Raw genomic sequence first — 18,884 nt, 5'->3', positions numbered from 1 at the left:
GATTATGCCTACGCTGATACAACAATTAAATACCGCCAAGGATATACTCGAACGACTAAGAATTATCGAAAGTGAGCTTGCGGTCACCATAGCGGATAATCCCTTAAATCATCTGATTGATTACTACATTCAGTCAAAACAGGAGATGATAATTGCCCGACAGTTTGCACAACAAACAGAGCAGTTCCGGCAAGATGTTCTCCAGGATATACAACTGATTGAGCAAACTAAGCAGGAAGTACTTCGGGATACTGAAACGATTGAAAAAACCAAACAGGATAGTTTACAGGACGCCGAAGCAACTGAAAAGGCTAAACAGGAGGCGCTGCAAGATGCCGAAGCCACCGAAAAGGCAAAACAAGACGCACTGCAGGATGCGCAGGTAACTGAAAAAGCCAAACAGGACGCCATTGAAGATGCTCAGGCAACCGAGAAAGCAAAACAGGACGCTCTCGAAGATGCGCAGGCTACCGAAAAAGCCAAGCAGGACGCTCTCGAAGATGCGCAGGCTACTGAAAAAGCCAAACAGGATACCTTGCAAGACGCACAGGCAACTGAAAAAGCCAAACAGGATGCCAAACAGGATGTTCAGGAAACTGAAAAAGCAAAACAGGACGCCTTACAGGATGCTCAGGAAACTGAAAAAGCAAAACAGGACGCCTTACAGGATGCTCAGGAAACTGAAAAAGCAAAACAGGACGCCTTACAGGATGCTCAGGAAACTGAAAAAGCAAAACAGGACGCCTTACAGGATGCTCAGGAAACTGAAAAAGCAAAACAGGACGCCTTACAGGATGCTCAGGAAACTGAAAAAGCAAAACAGGACGCCTTACAGGATGCACAGGCAACCGAGAAAGCAAAACACGACGCTATCGAGGACGCGCAGGCTACTGAAAAGGCCAAGCAGGACGCCCTTGAAGACGCACAGGCTACCGAAAAGGCCAAGCAGGACGCTCTCGAAGATGCACAGACTGCCGAAAAGGCCAAGCAGAACGCTCTCGAAGACGCACAGGCTACCGAAAAGGCTAAACAGGAGGCACTACAAGATGCTCAGGCTACCGAGAAAGCGAAACAGGATGCCTTGCAGGATACACAAGCAAGCGAAAAAGCCAAACAGGATGCCCTACAGGCTGTACAAACAATTGAGAATATAAAACAGGATGTGCTAAAGGATGTTCAGGCAGCCGAAAAGGCCAAACAGGAAGTCCTACAGGACGCAGAAGCCACTGAGAAAATAAAACAGGATGTAATACAGGATGGCGCTGCTGTAGAAAAAGCAAAGCAACAAGTCCTACAGGATGTGCAAGAGATCGAAAAAGCTGTCCAAATAGCGCAACAGCAGGCTGAATCGGCCGAAAAGGCCAAACAGGATGCCCTGCAAAATGCACAGGAAGCCGCAGCAAAAAGACAAACTGCTGTTCAGGCGGCGAGTGAAGCGGGTAAAGCGAGTTCAGATGCTCAAGCTGATGCTACTGAAGCCCAAAATGCGGCCGAAAAGGCCAAGGCTTGTGTGCCTGAAGCTCAAAAAGCCGAAGACGCCGCGAGACAGTCCCTCGCTGAAGCAAAACGATATGCTGCTGAGGCCGATACCGAGGAGAGCAATGCCAAGGAGGCTGAAACGAAAGCAAGTATGCATGCCGACCAAGCCAGCAACGCCGCCCATCAGGCTAACATTGCTGTAGAAAAAGCGAGAACTGCTCTCACCGATCTTGAGCGAATCGAACAGGATACACGGCCGAAGCATACACAGGCCAATATGGAAAACGAGCGATGCCGAAATTATATGGTACAGGCAGATCAATATGAAAGCTACGCAGCGATAGCGCGGGATAATGCCTGCTCCGATGCATCTGATGCTGAGATCTGTCGATTATACCCCAAGAATAACTATTCTAATAATGGATAATATCTAATATATCATGAACAACCTCACCGCATATTTGGATTTTTTGGAACTGCCTTCCAATGCGACTCATGAAATGATTCTACAACGGGTCCAGGAGAAAGAGCATTTGTTTGCACAGCTTTTGTCAAATGCACCGAATGATTACCTCAAAAATATACATACACGCAATATCAATAAATTGGAAGAAATTAAAACCCTGATTAATCAAGGTTATGCCCGACAAGAAGAGCAGTCTGCCAATAAGAGTTATACCCCTCCAAACAGTCCAAGTATTCAGGTCAATGATAACGTTCGTACAGGACAGACAACGAAAACCGCGGCATGGCTTATTCTACATACGGAAAACAGGTCTCCAAAATCGTTCCCTTTGTTCAGTGGGAAAAACTTTATCGGCCGGATTAGTAGCCATCAGCAACACGAGATCCTGATTGATGATGACATCTATATCATCCGTAGCCATGCTTTTATTGAGGTGAAAAACGATAGTTGCATGATTGTAGATCAGGGCAGTAAAAATGGAACATATATCAATGGGCGGGATCAACGTATCAGCAGTAGTCCCCTCAAAGATTCTGATACCATTCAACTAGGAAATACCAAGCTTGTTTTTAAGACGGAAATCCACAAAACAATCGATCATTTGGTCGATGAAGTCGACCGTTCGGAGTATATGAAAACAATAGTCATTGATATCTTATAGCGCTATGGGAAATTATACCTTTATAACGGACAAATTTAGCCAGATCCAACGCGAAATCGGCATGACCAATTTTACGGGATTTTTTGAGATGGCTATCAATGGCCTTCCTAGCATTACGGAGCAGACCAAGCTTTCCATTGATGTATATCATGCTCACACCGCTTTGCCTGAGATCCGAAAAGCGGCCAAATCGCTTTCCAATAATGCACATTATATCATCAATAACATTGACGATCCCGCCCAGATTAGTATTGGTTCATTTCCCACACTACAGGCCGCTGTGGCATTACTCTTTATCGACGAAGATTTTCTGGAAGCTAATTTTCTGGAAGCCATACAGCTTTATAAAAAAGCCGACTATCGCCTTATTTTGTTTCGCAATTATAGTAATGACCCTGATAATGAAACTTTGTTAGCCCGATATTTTCCCGCTCCTATCCAGCTCGTTAATCTCGGAATCTTTGCCGATCAAAACGACGATCTGATGCTACAAATCGAGCAGGGTCTGAATACTGGCAATTATACATTCGCCAAGCTGCTTGATATTTCGATCGGCCAGAGTATTATACCCTTAGTCGAGGCATTACGAGAAATCATTGCAACAGAATCAAAAATTGCAGCCACCCAAAAACAACTGACAGTTCAGGACAATATCATTTTACGCAAAGAAGAACCCGGTTCGCTCAGTAATGAAATTAGTACAAGCACCCGTCAGATTCTTCAGAAAAATATCCTCGATACCGAAAAAGGCTTTAAAGCCAAATATGAAGAGAAAAACAAAGCCAACATCGGCGAGTTCTATCTGCAATCGGACATTTTTGCCAGTATGTTGTCTTTTGAGGATCTCCAACAACAGGATATCGCCGAAAAAAGTGAAAAGATCGAAACACAGATCAAGGAAAGTAAACTCACCGATTATAAAAAATCGATAGCTGCCAACCTGAGTTCGGAAATGCAACAGGATCTCGCCTTTTTAGACACCTCGGCCACAGAAACCATCGCAAAGGTTAATCGCATTCTACAGGACAAAGGGTTGAAAGCAATCGACCCTAACAATCTGATCAATCCAAGTATAGAAATAGAAAAAACAATTAGTGCTAATAACTACTTCCAACGCGGTTACATTGGCGAAGTAACAAAAAAAGGTGTGATGGAATACTTTGTTGCTTTACGGGATTACACCGGGATTATCATGGTTGTCGTAGGACTATTTGGTCCCTTGACCATGCTTTCATCAGTTCCGACCGATGAGAAAGAAGGTATATGGGCATTTCTGAGTGCTGCCAGTCTTTATCTAAAACAAGCCAAAACCTTTATCCAGGTCTTTACGATTATCACCATTTTCTTTATGATCATTTATGGAATCTTTGACCTGCGAAAAAGAATCCCTAGAAAACGACAGGAAGAAAAAGAAAGGGAGCTGAAAAAAGCCAGAGAAAACCTGATCCAGGAGGGTAAAAGAATATACACCGACAGCTCCCGTGATTGGGTAACGGCATTGGCAAACTATATTCGCGAATTTGCGCAGAATATTAGCAACGAAGTAGAGCAAATTCTCAAAGGTTCAGTAGCTGCCAAACAACAGGCCTTATCGGACAAAAGAAATGAATTTCAGATCAATCAACAGAGCATAGATCTCAAAAATCGGAATATTCAATTTGCGGAAAAAGAATACGACCTGCTTTATCGTAGACTCATGGAAACAAACAATAAATTAACCAGTTAAATCATGGTATTAGGCATAGATCTTGGTTCGAGCAACACAGTTGTTGCAACCATAGCAAAAGATGGAACACCAGTTATTGTCCCTGATTTTAACAGTAAAAGTGAGCAGTCCACCCCAAGTATGGTGATGCTCGAAAATAACAAGGCATTCGTGGGTACGATAGCGCAAAATCTATTTGAGCTCTATCCCGACCGGGAATTGCTCAGATTTTTCAAGCGAAGGTTTGGGACACAGTTACCCATCTGTACGGCCCTACAGCATAGCCCTTTTTTTAGTGAAACCGCTGCTGCTATGATATTGAAGAAAATTATCTTCGATGCCAAGCTTTTTGTCAACGAACCTATTGAGAAATGCGTTATTACTATTCCCTCTCATTTTAACGACGCCCAACGTCGTTCTGTACTAGAGGCTGCAAAATTAGCAGACCTAGAACTAACAACAATTTTGGATGAACCGATTGCGGCTGCTATACTCTATCGACAACAACTGCACAGCACAGCTGATGAGCTCATTATGGTTTACGACCTTGGCGGGGGCACTTTTGACCTCACTATCCTGACTAATGCCAATGATAGCATCCATGTAATTGCCAAAGGTGGCATCAGTAATCTGGGTGGAAAAGAATTTGACGAGATTATTGAAAGAAAGATCATAGATACCTATCATCTGTTATATGGCGAAAATATGAGAGACAACAATCTCAATAAAAACAAACTAAAATCCATCTCAGAGGAAATCAAAATTAAATTAAACGTCATGGATCAAGCAGGTTTTAGTACCTGGATCTACCTTGACAACCGTTTTTTTAAGTTATTTTTCGATAAAGCAGCCTATGCTGCACTTGCGAAAGCATTGATTGAGAAGACCGAGCAGGCAGTCAATAAATCACTGCGTTCACTCGGTTTGCAGTTGGCTGATGTCCACAAAATTGTTCTCATCGGTGGTGCCAGCAGCAGTCCACTGGTATATGATTACTGGAAACAAAAGATCGACACAGACAGGCAGACCATTATTTATCATCAGCCACTGACCAGCGTCGCCAAAGGAGCAGCGCTCTATGCCAATAGCATTTCCAAAAGTGCCGCCGGTTTTCAATCTTCGATCGAATTGAATAATGTCAGTACTTATCACATTGCACTGCAGGATATGAACACTGGTGAAACCGAAGTAATCGTCAGCAAGAATCTCCCGCTTCCCGTTACCGGCATCAAGCGGATTTATATCGCTCCGCAACAACATGTCGAGCAATATCAATTTATGCTAGTTCAGTTTTTTGATCAGAGCGAGGAAGTTCAGGAATTAGGCCTGATCAGTATCACCGAGATGCCCGTAAAAACGGCAGGTTATCAGTTGGAGATTATGGTCGAGAATAAGATTAACGGTACATTGGGGCTAAAGGTAAAGGATAGCCAAACCCAACAAAATATCAAATTTGAATTTACAAAAAAAAGCCAGTTGCATGAATACAATTTTGATGAGCAGTACAAACTGATCAATAGTTATTACATCAATAATATTTCGTCATGATAAAGCACCCAACCGTCTTTCCATTCGTTGTGATAATAGCGTACAGAAGCAATGCGCAAGACAAATCTCCAGCGAAAATCAATACTGGTCAAGTAGATCACTATCTGCTACCAGATGGTCCAAAACCCCGCAATATATGAACTATGGTGGCAGCTATGATCAAATATCTAACAGGTTGCATCCTTGTTATTAGCGCAATGACGATGAGCAACGCACAGGTTCTACCGAACTTTAAGAAAGCGGAACAGCAAAAAAAGGTTACTGTGTTGACTTCGAAACAGAAAAACACAGAAAATCGATCTGTCCACATACCAGAGAAAAAGGTATTTGTTACCAATGGTTATGTAAAGCATTATCCAATTAAAGATGATTCGGGTTATAAAATTTATTATACAGGTAATTTAGAAAACGGCCTTCCACATGGAAAGGGAAAATCCTATTTCCAAAATGGTATCCCCATATTTGAAGGCACGTTCGTTAACGGTGGCTATGATACCGGAACCTTTTATTTCCAATACGATGGTAGCAAATTAAAAACGGGGACATTTAGGAATAATAAACTGATAGAAGGTATTTACTATCAGGCTTCCCCCCCCGCTGGAAGAAAATGGAAAGAGGGTACGTTTAATGAGAACGAACAACTTCAAGGTTATGGAAAAATGTATGATGATGAAGGGAAGCTAAATTTGGAAGGAACTTTTCAGAATGGGGGACTTAATGGTACCGGAAAACAGTACTGGGATGATGGAATGTACGAAGGCGAATTTAAAAACAGTCGATCCCACGGTAAAGGTGTGTCAAAGTCCTTTTCCCATGGAAGTATATGGACTGGTGAATTCTACGATGGAGGTTGGCAATCTGGAGAAATACTATTTAAAGATGGCTCCAAATATGTAGGGCGATATATCGTATATATGAAGTCGGCCAATACAGGGCATACTGGAATATATTACTTTGCAAACGGAGACCGGTATGAGGGCGAATTCTGGCGTACCAAGATGCAGGGTAAGGGCACCTATACCTGGAAGGACGGCAGCAGTTATTCCGGTACATTTGACGCAAACCAAATCGAGGGCAATTCAAAACGGCCACTTCAAACGCCATTTATCGATCTTTTAAAAGAATAATAATCTAATGACAAAATTTTCAATCTCTTTCATATTTGCCATGACAATGGCGTATATGAGCAGCGCACAGGTTCTTCCGAACTTTAAGAAAGCGGAACAGTCAAAACAGAAGGTGGAAACAACAAACCGATCAACACAAAAAAAAGTAGAAAACGAATACAATAAACCAAAGAAGAAAAAAATATTAAATGGATATGTCAAAAATTATCCATGGAAACATTTAGGCTTAAGGGATGAAATTTATAGCGGCGAAATCGTAAATGGTATCCCCAATGGGAAAGGTGAATCAATTACATTAGATTCAATTTTCAAATTTGAGGGTCATTTTGTTAATAGTCGATTTATGTCGGGGACAATTTATAGATATTATCGTCACCATTTCAACAAATGGCAGGAAGGAACTTTCAACGAGGTATATAAACTTGAAGGCTACGGAATTGAATACGACTATATTCTTGACGGATTTATAAAGTACAAAGGACAGTTTGTGAATGGGATTACAAAAGGCTTAGGTACGTATTATGGAAGTTCGTCCCCATATAGGTATGAAGGATTATTTGACACTGCCTTTATAGAAGGCAGCATCTACTTTGATAATGGATGCAGATACGTAGGCAAACTTCAAGAACTCAAATATTCAACAGGCAAAGGGGCGACTGGGATCTATTATTTTACCAATAACGACAGTTATAAAGGAGACTTTCATAAACAGACTCCTAATGGACAAGGAATATATACATGGGCAAATGGCTCAAAATACAGCGGCAGCTTCGAATTTGGCAAAATAAACGGTCGGGGCGAATTGTTTAACGGATCTACGACCTATCGAGGGACATTTAAGACACTGCCGGATGGACGCTTAAATTTTGATGAAGAAGGCACAAAAAAACACCTCACGTTTAGCAAAACCGATGGTTCGGTTCCATTTCCGATTCAAAAAACAAAAATTTACGACCTCTAGTGGTAGCTGTAATCAGGTCATCAATACTGGCATCTTAGCGATGCCATTCTTCCCACAGCGCAAAAAAACGTTGTTTTGCGTGATATCTTGATTGGTGTTATCGCTGTTCCGATCGCGATATGATCTCGTACCGCAGTATTGTTAGGTAGAAATGCGAGAAATTAGGTATTACTTCGGTCAACCTTAAGCTGGCACGTTGGGTTCTATCTAAAAAGTCAATTGTATGAAAACACCCCATAAACAAAAAGATTTAGGTCCGGGAATACTCCTCTTTGTTATTTCTGCTATTCCCAATCCAGACCCGCGGGAACCGAGTCCCGATCTTACGAGATCGGATGAGGACGCTCTTTCTTCCGATGAAGACGATCTTCCATTGGATACGCGTGAAGATAACGAAGATCCTAATACGGATCTGTCGGGTATTAAAGACGACCGCACCCATGATCCCGAAGAAGCGCTGGACGAGCAACGGAAAAAAGATGATGATAAACCCGATCTCTCAGGCGATATTAACGTTTAAAATAGCAACTATGCAGCAGAATGAGTAATCAGAACTCGTATTAGCGTATGCCCTTTTTTAAATCTTCCGAATTTCCATCGGTAAAAATACGCACCATAGATTAAATACCTGAATCACATTTATAACAAACGAAGCAATCCATCGGACTGTTTCCTAGTTAGAAAACAAATCAAATTGAATATGGAAAATAACATCAATGATCCCGCAGTTATCAATGACATTATCAAAATCAATAACGATAGAATTGAAGGTTATAATAAAGCGATCGAACTTGCGCACAACCACGGTCTGCATGAACTGGAAGCGGATTTCAGAAAATATATCGAACAATCCGAATCCTTCATTACCGAGCTGACTCCGTACGTGAAATTGGAAGGAGAAGAGCCTACAGACAGTACCATGCTTAGTGGTAAACTATTTAGAACATGGATGGGTATCAAGGTAACGATCGCTGGCAATGATAAAAAGAGTCTACTGGAAAGCTGCGAAAAAGGTGAGGATGCCTTTAAAGCTACCTATAAAAAGATTTTGGAAGACGATGATGATACACTCTCGCCCAGTGTAAAAAATGTTTTAACCATCCAATTAAACAAGCAGCTTGAAGCGCATGACCATATTAAAATGTTGCGCGACAATGCTTCATTATAAATAAACAAAGCTGATATGCGCTATTGTCTTGTATATTCTTGACAATTTAAAAACCGGGAGCTTTCAGGTCCCGGTTTTGTTTTAAATGCACAAAAACTATTTTTCATTCAGGTTTCTGGATTTCAACTCATTGTCAAGGGCTTCATCCGTTTTCCGCCAGCGTGTAAAAGCCCAAGCTCCCAGCACGATAAGCATAAATGTAAAAACAGTAAACCCTTTATTTACAACACCATAAATTACAATCCCAGCACAAAACCCCACTAGTACAGCATTGATTAATTTACTGCTTTTTTGCTGCTTTTTTCTATCCAACAGCTCCTGATCGGTTAATTCGGTTAGTTCCTTTTCTTTCATAGTTTTAATATTTGGTCAGTTTAATATGGAGCTAATATACAAGCTAAAAAATGTAATTTGTAACGATTACATAAATGTATTGAAATATATATTATAAAATCACTGATATAACCGCGAGCAATCATAGCAATGGCAACAGTGTCAGATCTTGTCAAGTGCCAGCATAAGTGCTTTAAGATCCTGTTTCATCAGTGTAATGCTGGACTCCAGTTGGTCATACATATCCGCCCGGTTTTCCAGTTCATCTGTTGAGTACTTCCCGCCTTCACCAAAAAAGAGCGGTACAGATGATTTCTTCGGATCCAGGTTGATCTGACCAAGATTGGTCCATTTTTCTACGATCTGTTCTCTTAGCGATTTATTCTGACCAATAGATGGATTCTTGTAGTTGAGGTAATACCATACCAACGGCGGAAAGATTGCGGAAGTCTCCACATTGTCCCATACATCTTTTAAGGCATTTCGTTTGTGATAAAATTCGACAGATTCCTTATTAAAAAGCATCATCAATCCCAGGCCCGCTTCGCCAATACCCGCTGTAATCCCAATGGTATTGCTTACGCCCTCATTTTTAATCGCACCACCGGCAAGGATGGCACCGAGTGCTCCCACAACAATAGCTCCTTTTGTCAATTTGGACTCCCGATCTCCCTGTCTTCCTTTGAGGTAGTTGGCGACCTGACTTACTCTTTCCTCCTCACAGTCCATCTCCGAAGAAACGGCAGAAATCTCGATCGAGGCCGCATTTATCCGATGGTCGATATCCTGCTTGAGCTCCAACATACGTATTCGGCCATCCACACTGGTACTATCTCGCCTTGTTCGCAACTGCATATATTTATCCATCAGATTCAATATGCCTATGGCATTGGCCATATTAAGTGTATTATGGTCAAATTTTTCTGTGAGGCGCTTTGACAGCTGCTGTTGGTGCAGTGCCACCGGAAGTTGATCAGCTGTATAGCTATATAGGTTTCGTTGATTGCAAGTGCTATTGTATAGGGCATCCCGTATACCGGGATCTTTGATGCTCCGGCAGGAGCCCATTAAAACCACTCCAATCAGCAATATCCAAACGAACGGCTTCTGACCTATAGCCGGAACGACAAAACGCTCCCGATGAATTACTTTATTCATATACTTAAGTTGTCATGGTTTAAAATTTGCCTGGTTTATTTTTTCAGTGCAACTGATCCCTATCCTCTAATTTATGAAAAAATATATTTGTCTTGACATAAATTCAATCCTTTGTTCGGGATAATATGGATAAATTTGCAGCTACTAAAAGTAGCGAGATGATTGAAAGAATAGCAACTTATTGGAATGGAAGAAGTGCTTCCTGGCTTAAGGAAAGAAAAGAAGCCTGGTCTCATCCGGAGACAGAGCGATGGCTCGAGTTTTTTAAATCAATCCGGCAACTGGCGGTTGGCAATCGTGTTTTGGAGGTAGGTACTGCAACCGGATATTTTGCGAATATCCTGACACTCGCTGGTTTTGAGGTGACAGCCATTGATCTTTCACCGCAGATGATCGAAGCCGCAGCCCGTGTGAGTGAGGAACTAAAGCTAAACGTGAATTATCGTGTCATGGATGCCCAGTCCCTGCAATTCGAGGACAATAGCTTCGATCTCGTGTTTACACGTCTAATGACCTGGACTATCCCTGATCTGGAAAAATGCTACCGAGAAATGCAACGCGTGTTAAAGCCTGGCGGCAAACTGATTAATCTAGACGCAGATTTCGGAAAAACAGTTTTTAGCACAGACAGGCACGATGAATGCCCATCCGGAGCCATTGAAGAGGTAAACGCAATCAAATCGGCTTTAGAAATCAGCCGACACGAACGTCCAGCCAAAGACATCGACATACTGCAAATAATCGGATTCGATTCCGTTGAAGTCGACATCCATGCGCAAAACCGTATTCTAGGACTTCCCTTGACTACTGAAGGGCTTTTTATGTTGGAAGCAACAAAAAAATAAGTAGCTCCTCTGTCGAAGCAAATGCGACATGAACTAAAAAAAGCCGTATCAACCCCAGTAGTTCGATATGGCTTTTTATATAGCCACCATTGCACCTTTTGAAAATAATCTATTCATTTCTCTATTAATGAAACTATAAAACCTCCTGCTTTTTTGTTATTTTTACCCCTATCGAAACCCAATTTACTAGTATGAAAAGAAGGCATGCATTATTATACATTCCATTGATTATTTTGTGCTGTCTTAGGCCTATATTATCCATTGCTCTTACGGAACAAAGCGCTGCTGCTGATACAGTGAAAGGAAATTATGTATCCCGTATGCGGGACTTTTTTAGCAGATCAGCCAAGCAGAGTGTCATTGACTTTGAACAGGATCGTGCATCAATAAGGCGAAATCAGGTCTTTGAACAGTTAAAAACAGTATCTAGGCATGCAGGAGCTTTTTTAAAGAAAGGATTTGATACCGCAGCAGTCCGTACGGAATTAAAGGAGATCGTTCGTTGGCATCAACTATCAAAAGACGGTGTATTTAACAACCAGGGTTCCGCCCATTCTTCCAGAAATTTAACAACCACCTTTAATATTCTAAATACACTGACTACCGAAGTATCAACCTACAAAAGACGAGTAGACAGATATCAGGAGCAATTGATCAATTACCGCTTACAAATAGACTCACTCACGATGGATAAATCCCTCTTTGTGGTTTCAGAAGATTCTCTACAGCTGAGTCAGTACATGGGCAGGCTACATGTTTTATCCAGAGAAATATCGCCAGTGAGCAAGCAGCTTACAAAAAATATAGGTATTATTCAGACACTTCAAAATGAGCTGAATCTCGAACTAATGGCCTTGGACAATGATACGGAGGAGATACGCTATTATCAGCAACAGATTGCTGAAAAAACGTTTGACAAGGAGTTTGCACCGCTTTGGGAAGAAAGCACTTACAACAGGCCAATAGAGGAGATTATACAGCTCTCTGTCATCAAGGCAAAACTAGCACTTACCTACTACCTAAAAGGAAACTGGGGAAAGCTTTTATTATTAATCGCTGCAGTAACTTTGGCTGTTTATTATCTATCCGCATTGAAAAAAAGTTTAAAAGATCAGGGGCATATGCTTTCCGAATCCATTATGCTATTAACTCGACCCATCGTTTCGGGAACGGTCATTGCGCTAAGTGTTGTACAGTTTTTGTTTATCAATCCACCTTTTATATTTTCTACAATCTTTATTATTACCCAGGCCATACTCATCAGCATTATACTCCGCAAACATATTTCACGTTATTGGATGACGATCTGGCTGAGCTTATTGGGGCTATATTTCTTAGCTGCAGTGGATAATATGTTGCTGCAGGCCTCACGGTCAGAACGATGGTGTATGGTATTTATTGCATCATCGGCTTTTTCGCTGGGTATATTTTCATTATTAAACAGATCCCGTCATACCGAATTACGTGAGCGCTGGATACTGTTCCCTATCGGATTGATGACATTCATGGAACTACTGTCCCTCGGGCTCAACCTTGGCGGCAGTTTTAATATTGCCAAAGTACTGCTGATCGCAGGTCTATTGAATGTAGTGGTGACGATTATTTTTTTATGGGTCCTGCGTTTGGTTAATGAAGGGCTCACCTATGCTTCTTTGGTCTATAAGAAGCAAGAAAGAAGGCTCTTTTATATCAACTACGACCGTGTCGGCAAACGGGCGCCTTTATTTTTCTACCTTATCCTTATTGTAGGCTGGTTTGTATTATTCGGGCGCAATTTTTACGAATTTAGGTTATTGGCAGATCCCATACACGATTTCTTCTACAACACGCACAAATTGGGCAGTTATAGCTTTACAGTCATTAACATCGTTGTTTTTGTCCTGATCATGGTCTGTTCAACCATACTTTCCAAGATTGTCTCCTTTTTTGCCTCTGGACCTCAACCCCACCATACCGAACGCGACGGATCACAATTCCATCTTGGGAGCTGGTTATTGTTAATTCGCATTACAATTATTTTTTCTGGCTTTTTTCTGGCTTTTGCTGCTGCTGGCATCCCCATTCAGCAAATCACACTAATTATTGGTGCATTAGGCGTAGGCATAGGTTTTGGTCTACAGACACTGGTCAATAATTTGGTCAGTGGTCTAATTATCGCCTTTGAAAAACCGGTCAATGTAGATGACACGATTGAAGTCGGTGGACAATCCGGCCGTGTCAAATCCATCGGATTTCGGAGTAGTGTCATCGTGACTCCAGAGGGTGCAAGCCTAATTATGCCCAACGGTGACCTGCTGAGTTCACGTGTCATCAACTGGAGCCAGGGAACTGCCCGCAAGCGCCTAAGCGGCCATATTGAAGTCAAATATGGAACCGATCTAGACAAAGTAAAAAGCTTGCTGCTTGCAATTACGGAAAAGAATGAGCAGATCCTTAGCATCCCAGCGCCTATTGTACAATTTACCTCCGTATCTGCGCAGTCTGTTGCAATAGAATTCTTTTTCTGGGTCAAGACAAGCAAAGATACAGGTCAGATCAAAAGTGATATCTTGGTCGCTATTGACAATACACTTCGAAAAGAACATATTGAACTCGCATTACCAACACAGCAGCTGATCCTCAATAAAGAAGAGTCAGGTAGACAAACTAATCCAACAGACTAATCCAACAAGTCCCTATGTCAATAGCTTAGGCATCAAATAACTATTGACAATTCGGTATAGCGGTTAATACATCCAATGACATATCCATCGCTTTTTTGGACCATTTCTTTAAACTTTCCAAATCCGAAGTTTTCAATGCCTTGTTACCAAATGTAACGGCATTTAAAGCATAATTTTTAGCATTGGCACAATTGCAGTCAGGGAGAATACTGTAAGCAGCGGTTTCTTTGGCCTTGCTCACCGCATCTTTCAAAAAAGACTTAGCGTCATCGAGCGATTCCGCTTTGTACGCTTTTTTGAAACTGGCAAAAGCCATTTCTGCATAAGTTGACACCATCGCACAGCCATTTACTTTCTTTGTTTCTTGGGCCATGACCGAGAACACCATATTAGCCAGAATTACAATTAAAAAATATGTTCTTTTCATATCGTTATAACTTATGGATAGAAACATATACCGGTAAAAATAGTTTTCGATAGATCGGATAATTTTTAATACTATATTTACTAATAAAAATAGTAAATTTACATAATTTACTAAGATATTGATCATGATTGGATTTGATGATAAGTTGAAGATCTTAGCTGATGCAGCGAAATATGATGTCAGCTGTAGCTCCAGTGGCGGAAAACGAAAAAATACGAATGGCATTGGTGATGCATCAGCGAGTGGGATTTGCCATACCTATACAGAGGATGGTCGATGTGTCTCTTTGCTGAAAATTTTAATGACCAACTATTGTATCTATGATTGTTCATTTTGTGTCAGCAGACGTAGCAATGATGTTCAACGGGCGGCATTTTCAGTGAAGGAAGTCGTTGATCTAACGATGAACTTCTATCGCCGTAATTATATCGAAGGCCTATTTTTAAGTTCCGGTATTTTTAAATCCGCGGATTATACCATGGAAAGGTTGATGCTCGTCGTAAAAAAGCTTCGCACCGAAGAAAGATTTAATGGCTATATTCATTTAAAAGCTATTCCCGGAGCCAGCGAGTCACTATTAAAGCAGGCCGGCCTATACGTTGATAGGATGAGCGTCAATCTGGAAATCCCTACGGAGGAAGGTTTAAAACTTGTTGCGCCAGAAAAAGATCATCAATCCGTCCGCGAACCTTTGGCGATTATCAAAAACGAAATCCTTAACGTTCAGCAGCATAAAAAGATGGTTAAAAAACTTCCATTGTTTGTCCCCGCAGGCCAAAGTACACAGATGGTCATTGGAGCCACGCCGGAGACAGACCTACAGATTATGCAGACCGCGCATGAATTCTATAAAGTTTATAAGCTCAAGCGCGTTTACTATTCAGGTTACATCCCCATAAACGCCAACGATAGCATGCTTCCACAAATCGGTACCACTCCGCCGCTTGTGCGTGAAAATAGACTTTATCAAACAGACTGGTTATTGCGGTTCTACGGGTTCTCCTTGCATGAAATCCTAAATACCCAACATCAACAGCTTGAACTGGATATAGACCCCAAGCTCGCTTGGGCTTTACGTAATCCGCAGTTTTTTCCGATCGATATCAATACAGCGGATTACAGTTCAATTATTCGAATTCCCGGAATTGGTAGACAGTCCGCAAACAAAATCGTGCACGCACGTCAATACGGAAAATTAAAGGAATACCAATTGCGTAAGCTGGGGATCGCATTTAATAGAGCAAAATACTTCATGATTTGCCTAGATACTGTCATCAGTGCCGGGTTCCATTATCCGGAACAGATTCGGAAGTCTCTTCTGGGACATCAGCCCGGCACCAAATCAAACAGCATTCAAACCCAGTTAACATTATTTTGATGAACTATATTTTCGACGGGAGTTACCATGGCTATTTATGCTGCGTTTTCGAGGCCTTTGAACGAAAAGAATTTGACGCTATTCCAACAACTTCACAGCAGCTGGAAATCAATATCTTTTCACAGAAACGTCAGATCTATACAGATAAACTTAAAGCCATCCGTATTCTGACCGCGATGAATAAGCTAATAGGATTACAAAATGCCAAGATCTTTTACCACAATTTTCTAAGCGACAGTCCATCCGAATGGGCCAACGGATTCCGTCTGATCGTCGAGCTTTTCAAATCCGGAAAAATGGATATGCAGAACTACGGGCGACCTGATCTGTTGCGTATGCATCAAATGATAAAGAAAGTGAGCCGCGAAAGACATCGGATGAAAGCCTTTATACGCTTTGTTAAATCCAATACCGGTCTGTATACAGCTATTGTGGAACCCGATTTTAATGTCCTCCCATTGGTCATTGATTTTTTTAAGAACCGCTTTACTGACCAACAGTGGCTGATCTACGATATCCGACGAAATTACGGATTTTATTATGATTGCCACCACGTAGAAGAAGTAGCTAGCTGTGCTGAAAATGAACTTCATACCCACCAACGTTTGGAAATAGATCTGGACCCAAAGGAAAAAGAGTTCCAGCATCTCTGGAAAACCTATTTTAAAAGCACAACGATCGAATCCCGGAAGAATTTAAAACTTCACTTGCGACATGTTCCCAAGCGATATTGGAAATACTTGACCGAAAAACAATAGGAATAATCTTGCCGATCGTACGGCAATCGCTAAGGATTTGTTTAAAGATTCTTAGGAAACTCGTCTTTCCACCAGGTAAAGCGCCAATCATCGCTTTCCTCCTCCGTCAATAGGCAAGATTCCAATTCATCCAAATATTGCTCCTTGTTCAAATGCTGTCCAATAAAGACCAGTTCATTCTTCCGGTCCCCCCATTCACTGTGCCAGCGCATCAACAAATCGTCCTTCACTTCCGCATACATCGGATACTGCTTGCGAGTCGATTCAGGCATACTGCTCCACCAGACCCCAGCGCTTTCCATCCGCACACTTCCCCCCGCCTGACTAAAGCTAATCGCAACATCCGGACGGGAAGCCAACCAGAGAAGTCCCTTTGCCCTGATGATATTTGGTGGATATTGTTCATTTAAATAAGCGTGCAAACGCTGTGGATGGAAAGGGCGTTGTGACCGGAAAACGAACGAAGATATACCATATTCTTCTGTCTCTGGAGTATGCTCCGTATCGAGCTCACGTATCCAGCCAGCAGAAGCTGAGGCCTCCTCAAAGTTAAATGCACCAGTCCCCATAATCGCTTCCGGATTTACCTGCCCAAATTGTGTACGGATCAACTTTGCTCCCGGATTAAGCTTACCAATAGCGGACTCAAGAGTACCTATTGTCTCTTCGGCAACGAGATCCACTTTATTGAGTATGATAACATTGGCAAATTCGACCTGATCTGTTAAAAGATTGACAATAGCCCGGTTGTCACGATCATCGTCCGTCAATTCCCTATCCCACAAAGTCTCAGCACTGCCGAAGTCCTTCCCAAAATTCAAACAATCGACTACGGTAACCATTGTATCAATATAACTAAATGCGGATAGATCAATATTGTTGTTAGCATCCATGTAACTGAATGTCTGCGCTACTGGAATTGGCTCCGAAATTCCTGTACTTTCGATCAGGAGGTAATCAAAGCGATCTTCCTTCGCCAAACGTTCAACTTCGACCATAAGATCCTCCCGTAGCGTACAACAAATACACCCATTACTCATCTCCACCAGCCTTTCCTCTGTTCGCGACAATACATTTTCCCGTTCTACAGCCTGCACATCGATATTTACTTCACTCATATCATTGACAATAACGGCAACTTTCTTACCGTTCTTATTGTGTAGAATATGATTCAATAATGATGTTTTTCCTGCCCCTAAAAAGCCACTCAAAACCGTTACAGGTAGTTTTTTTCTCATCTTGATTGCTATTTAAATTTAAATTTTCGATCTATTCTCCTCTTTGGGTGCCAACTCACGCTAATCTCCACCCGCTCCCTCATCTCGACATTGTATTGACATTGTCTTGAACAAAACTAATAATACTATTTAATAAATGCAACATAGTTGCTTTATTAAATAGATCTATTTTATGTCAAAAGACATCCTACATCATTGAAATAGTCGTTAACACCATGGCTCCTCTTCATTTTTACTTTCGTCACTGCGAGTATACCGTTCGTCAAAGACTTTTCTGTATCAGCGTCGGCCTTCGTTTTTTTGTGCATATCAAAACAATAAAAATGAGCAGAAAAGCAATTTTATCATGCGTTGTACTCTTCGCAATGATGTTAAGCAAAATGGTATTTGCACAGGAACAACCCCTTATTCAGATCGGTATCAAAGGTGGAAGCAGCATCAACAAACTCAATACCGATCTGGCAGACCTGGACGACAAATATGCGCTGGGGCTCCATGTGGGTGGTATGGCCCGGGTCAATCTCGGAAGGGCATACCTTCAAGGAGAAGCACTTTTCAGTAAACGTAAGGCAGCAATTAAACCGCAGGGGCAAACCGAAACCAAACTCAAATGGAATGCTGTTGATATTCCAGTGATGGTCGGTTATAAAATCTACCAACAACAGGACATGAACTTTCGAGTATTTGCCGGAGCGGTGTATAATTATACACTGAATGACAACTTATCACCTTTAAAGGCCATCAAAGAGGGAGTCAAACATTTCGATAAGTCGAATGTACAGTTTACAGGTGGTCTTGGGATCGATATCCAAAAATTCAGTATTGATGTTCGCTACGAACGTGGGTTTTCGGACTTATCCAAATCTTTTAAATCCAAACCACAGGCCTTTTCCATTGGCGTAGGTTACTTTATATTCTAATACAACCCTTAACACAAAACACCTTTGAAGGCAATCCCGTGTTTGCTTT

The 18,884-nt window shown here is 41.6% G+C and carries 17 protein-coding genes; 13 read left to right on the top strand and 4 right to left on the bottom strand.

The features are described from left to right. Nucleotides 1-4: 4 nt before the first annotated feature. From ACK8HY_RS02045 to ACK8HY_RS02010, 8 genes are all read left to right on the top strand, one after another. Entirely contained in the window at nt 5-1,906 is a 1,902-nt protein-coding gene (locus ACK8HY_RS02045) for a hypothetical protein (protein WP_416132598.1), read from the top strand. A gap of 13 nt (nt 1,907-1,919) precedes the next feature. Next, nucleotides 1,920-2,606: an FHA domain-containing protein gene (locus tag ACK8HY_RS02040; RefSeq protein ID WP_416132597.1), complete on the top strand. Its 687-nt coding sequence runs from the start codon at nt 1,920-1,922 to the stop codon at nt 2,604-2,606. 4 nt (nt 2,607-2,610) lie between these two features. Next, a complete protein-coding gene (locus ACK8HY_RS02035) occupies nt 2,611-4,332 on the top strand; it encodes a hypothetical protein (protein ID WP_416132596.1) in 1,722 nt (573 codons plus the stop codon). A gap of 3 nt (nt 4,333-4,335) precedes the next feature. Beyond that, complete coding sequence (locus ACK8HY_RS02030) at nt 4,336-5,859, top strand: Hsp70 family protein (protein ID WP_416132595.1); 1,524 nt, start codon at nt 4,336-4,338, stop codon at nt 5,857-5,859. Nucleotides 5,860-6,014: 155 nt separating this feature from the next. After that, nucleotides 6,015-6,986: a hypothetical protein gene (locus ACK8HY_RS02025; RefSeq protein ID WP_416132594.1), complete on the top strand. Its 972-nt coding sequence runs from the start codon at nt 6,015-6,017 to the stop codon at nt 6,984-6,986. A 7-nt stretch (nt 6,987-6,993) separates the two neighbouring features. Further along, entirely contained in the window at nt 6,994-7,947 is a 954-nt protein-coding gene (locus ACK8HY_RS02020; protein ID WP_416132593.1) for a hypothetical protein, read from the top strand. A gap of 223 nt (nt 7,948-8,170) precedes the next feature. Further along, nucleotides 8,171-8,467, top strand: coding sequence for a hypothetical protein (locus tag ACK8HY_RS02015; protein WP_416132592.1), 297 nt, complete (start codon nt 8,171-8,173; stop codon nt 8,465-8,467). A 180-nt stretch (nt 8,468-8,647) separates the two neighbouring features. Next, nucleotides 8,648-9,115, top strand: a complete 468-nt coding sequence (locus ACK8HY_RS02010) for a ferritin-like domain-containing protein (RefSeq protein ID WP_416132591.1) — start codon at nt 8,648-8,650, stop codon at nt 9,113-9,115. A gap of 96 nt (nt 9,116-9,211) precedes the next feature. Here ACK8HY_RS02010 and ACK8HY_RS02005 read toward each other — a convergent pair whose 3' ends face one another. Both ACK8HY_RS02005 and ACK8HY_RS02000 read right to left on the bottom strand, forming a co-directional pair. Further along, nucleotides 9,212-9,469 carry a hypothetical protein gene (locus ACK8HY_RS02005; RefSeq protein ID WP_416132590.1) on the bottom strand — a complete coding sequence of 86 codons (258 nt, stop codon included), beginning with the start codon at nt 9,467-9,469 and terminating at the stop codon, nt 9,212-9,214. 141 nt (nt 9,470-9,610) lie between these two features. Further along, on the bottom strand, nt 9,611-10,606 hold the full coding sequence (locus ACK8HY_RS02000) for a hypothetical protein (protein WP_416132589.1): 996 nt from the start codon (nt 10,604-10,606) through the stop codon (nt 9,611-9,613). 158 nt (nt 10,607-10,764) lie between these two features. Here ACK8HY_RS02000 and ACK8HY_RS01995 point away from each other — a divergent pair, with 158 nt between their 5' ends. After that, a complete protein-coding gene (locus ACK8HY_RS01995; RefSeq protein WP_416132588.1) occupies nt 10,765-11,451 on the top strand; it encodes a class I SAM-dependent methyltransferase in 687 nt (228 codons plus the stop codon). Nucleotides 11,452-11,642: 191 nt separating this feature from the next. Beyond that, on the top strand, nt 11,643-14,114 hold the full coding sequence (locus tag ACK8HY_RS01990; protein WP_416132587.1) for a mechanosensitive ion channel family protein: 2,472 nt from the start codon (nt 11,643-11,645) through the stop codon (nt 14,112-14,114). Nucleotides 14,115-14,154: 40 nt separating this feature from the next. On the opposite strand, the gene ACK8HY_RS01985 is transcribed toward ACK8HY_RS01990, so the two are convergent. Further along, complete coding sequence (locus tag ACK8HY_RS01985) at nt 14,155-14,541, bottom strand: hypothetical protein (protein ID WP_416132586.1); 387 nt, start codon at nt 14,539-14,541, stop codon at nt 14,155-14,157. A 124-nt stretch (nt 14,542-14,665) separates the two neighbouring features. Between ACK8HY_RS01985 and ACK8HY_RS01980 the strand changes: the two genes are divergently transcribed. Beyond that, a complete protein-coding gene (locus ACK8HY_RS01980; RefSeq protein WP_416132585.1) occupies nt 14,666-15,919 on the top strand; it encodes a putative DNA modification/repair radical SAM protein in 1,254 nt (417 codons plus the stop codon). After that, nucleotides 15,919-16,677, top strand: a complete 759-nt coding sequence (locus ACK8HY_RS01975) for a TIGR03915 family putative DNA repair protein (protein ID WP_416132584.1) — start codon at nt 15,919-15,921, stop codon at nt 16,675-16,677. The genes ACK8HY_RS01980 and ACK8HY_RS01975 overlap by 1 nt, the downstream gene beginning before the upstream one ends. Before the next feature lie 41 nt (nt 16,678-16,718). On the opposite strand, the gene ACK8HY_RS01970 is transcribed toward ACK8HY_RS01975, so the two are convergent. Next, nucleotides 16,719-17,915 (bottom strand): GTP-binding protein, encoded by a 1,197-nt coding sequence (locus ACK8HY_RS01970; RefSeq protein ID WP_416132583.1) that lies wholly within the window; start codon nt 17,913-17,915, stop codon nt 16,719-16,721. Between the two features lie 323 nt (nt 17,916-18,238). Here ACK8HY_RS01970 and ACK8HY_RS01965 point away from each other — a divergent pair, with 323 nt between their 5' ends. Beyond that, the gene (locus ACK8HY_RS01965) at nt 18,239-18,835 is read left to right on the top strand and encodes a porin family protein (RefSeq protein ID WP_416132582.1); all 597 of its coding nucleotides are present in this window, start codon (nt 18,239-18,241) and stop codon (nt 18,833-18,835) included. The last annotated feature ends 49 nt before the right edge of the window (nt 18,836-18,884 follow it).

Origin of the sequence: Sphingobacterium sp. NGMCC 1.201703, assembly GCF_047784615.1 — a bacterium.
Classification (GTDB): Bacteria; Bacteroidota; Bacteroidia; order Sphingobacteriales; family Sphingobacteriaceae; genus Sphingobacterium.
Note: the sequence above shows the minus strand (reverse complement) of the source record. Positions and strands in the feature narration are given on the sequence as shown.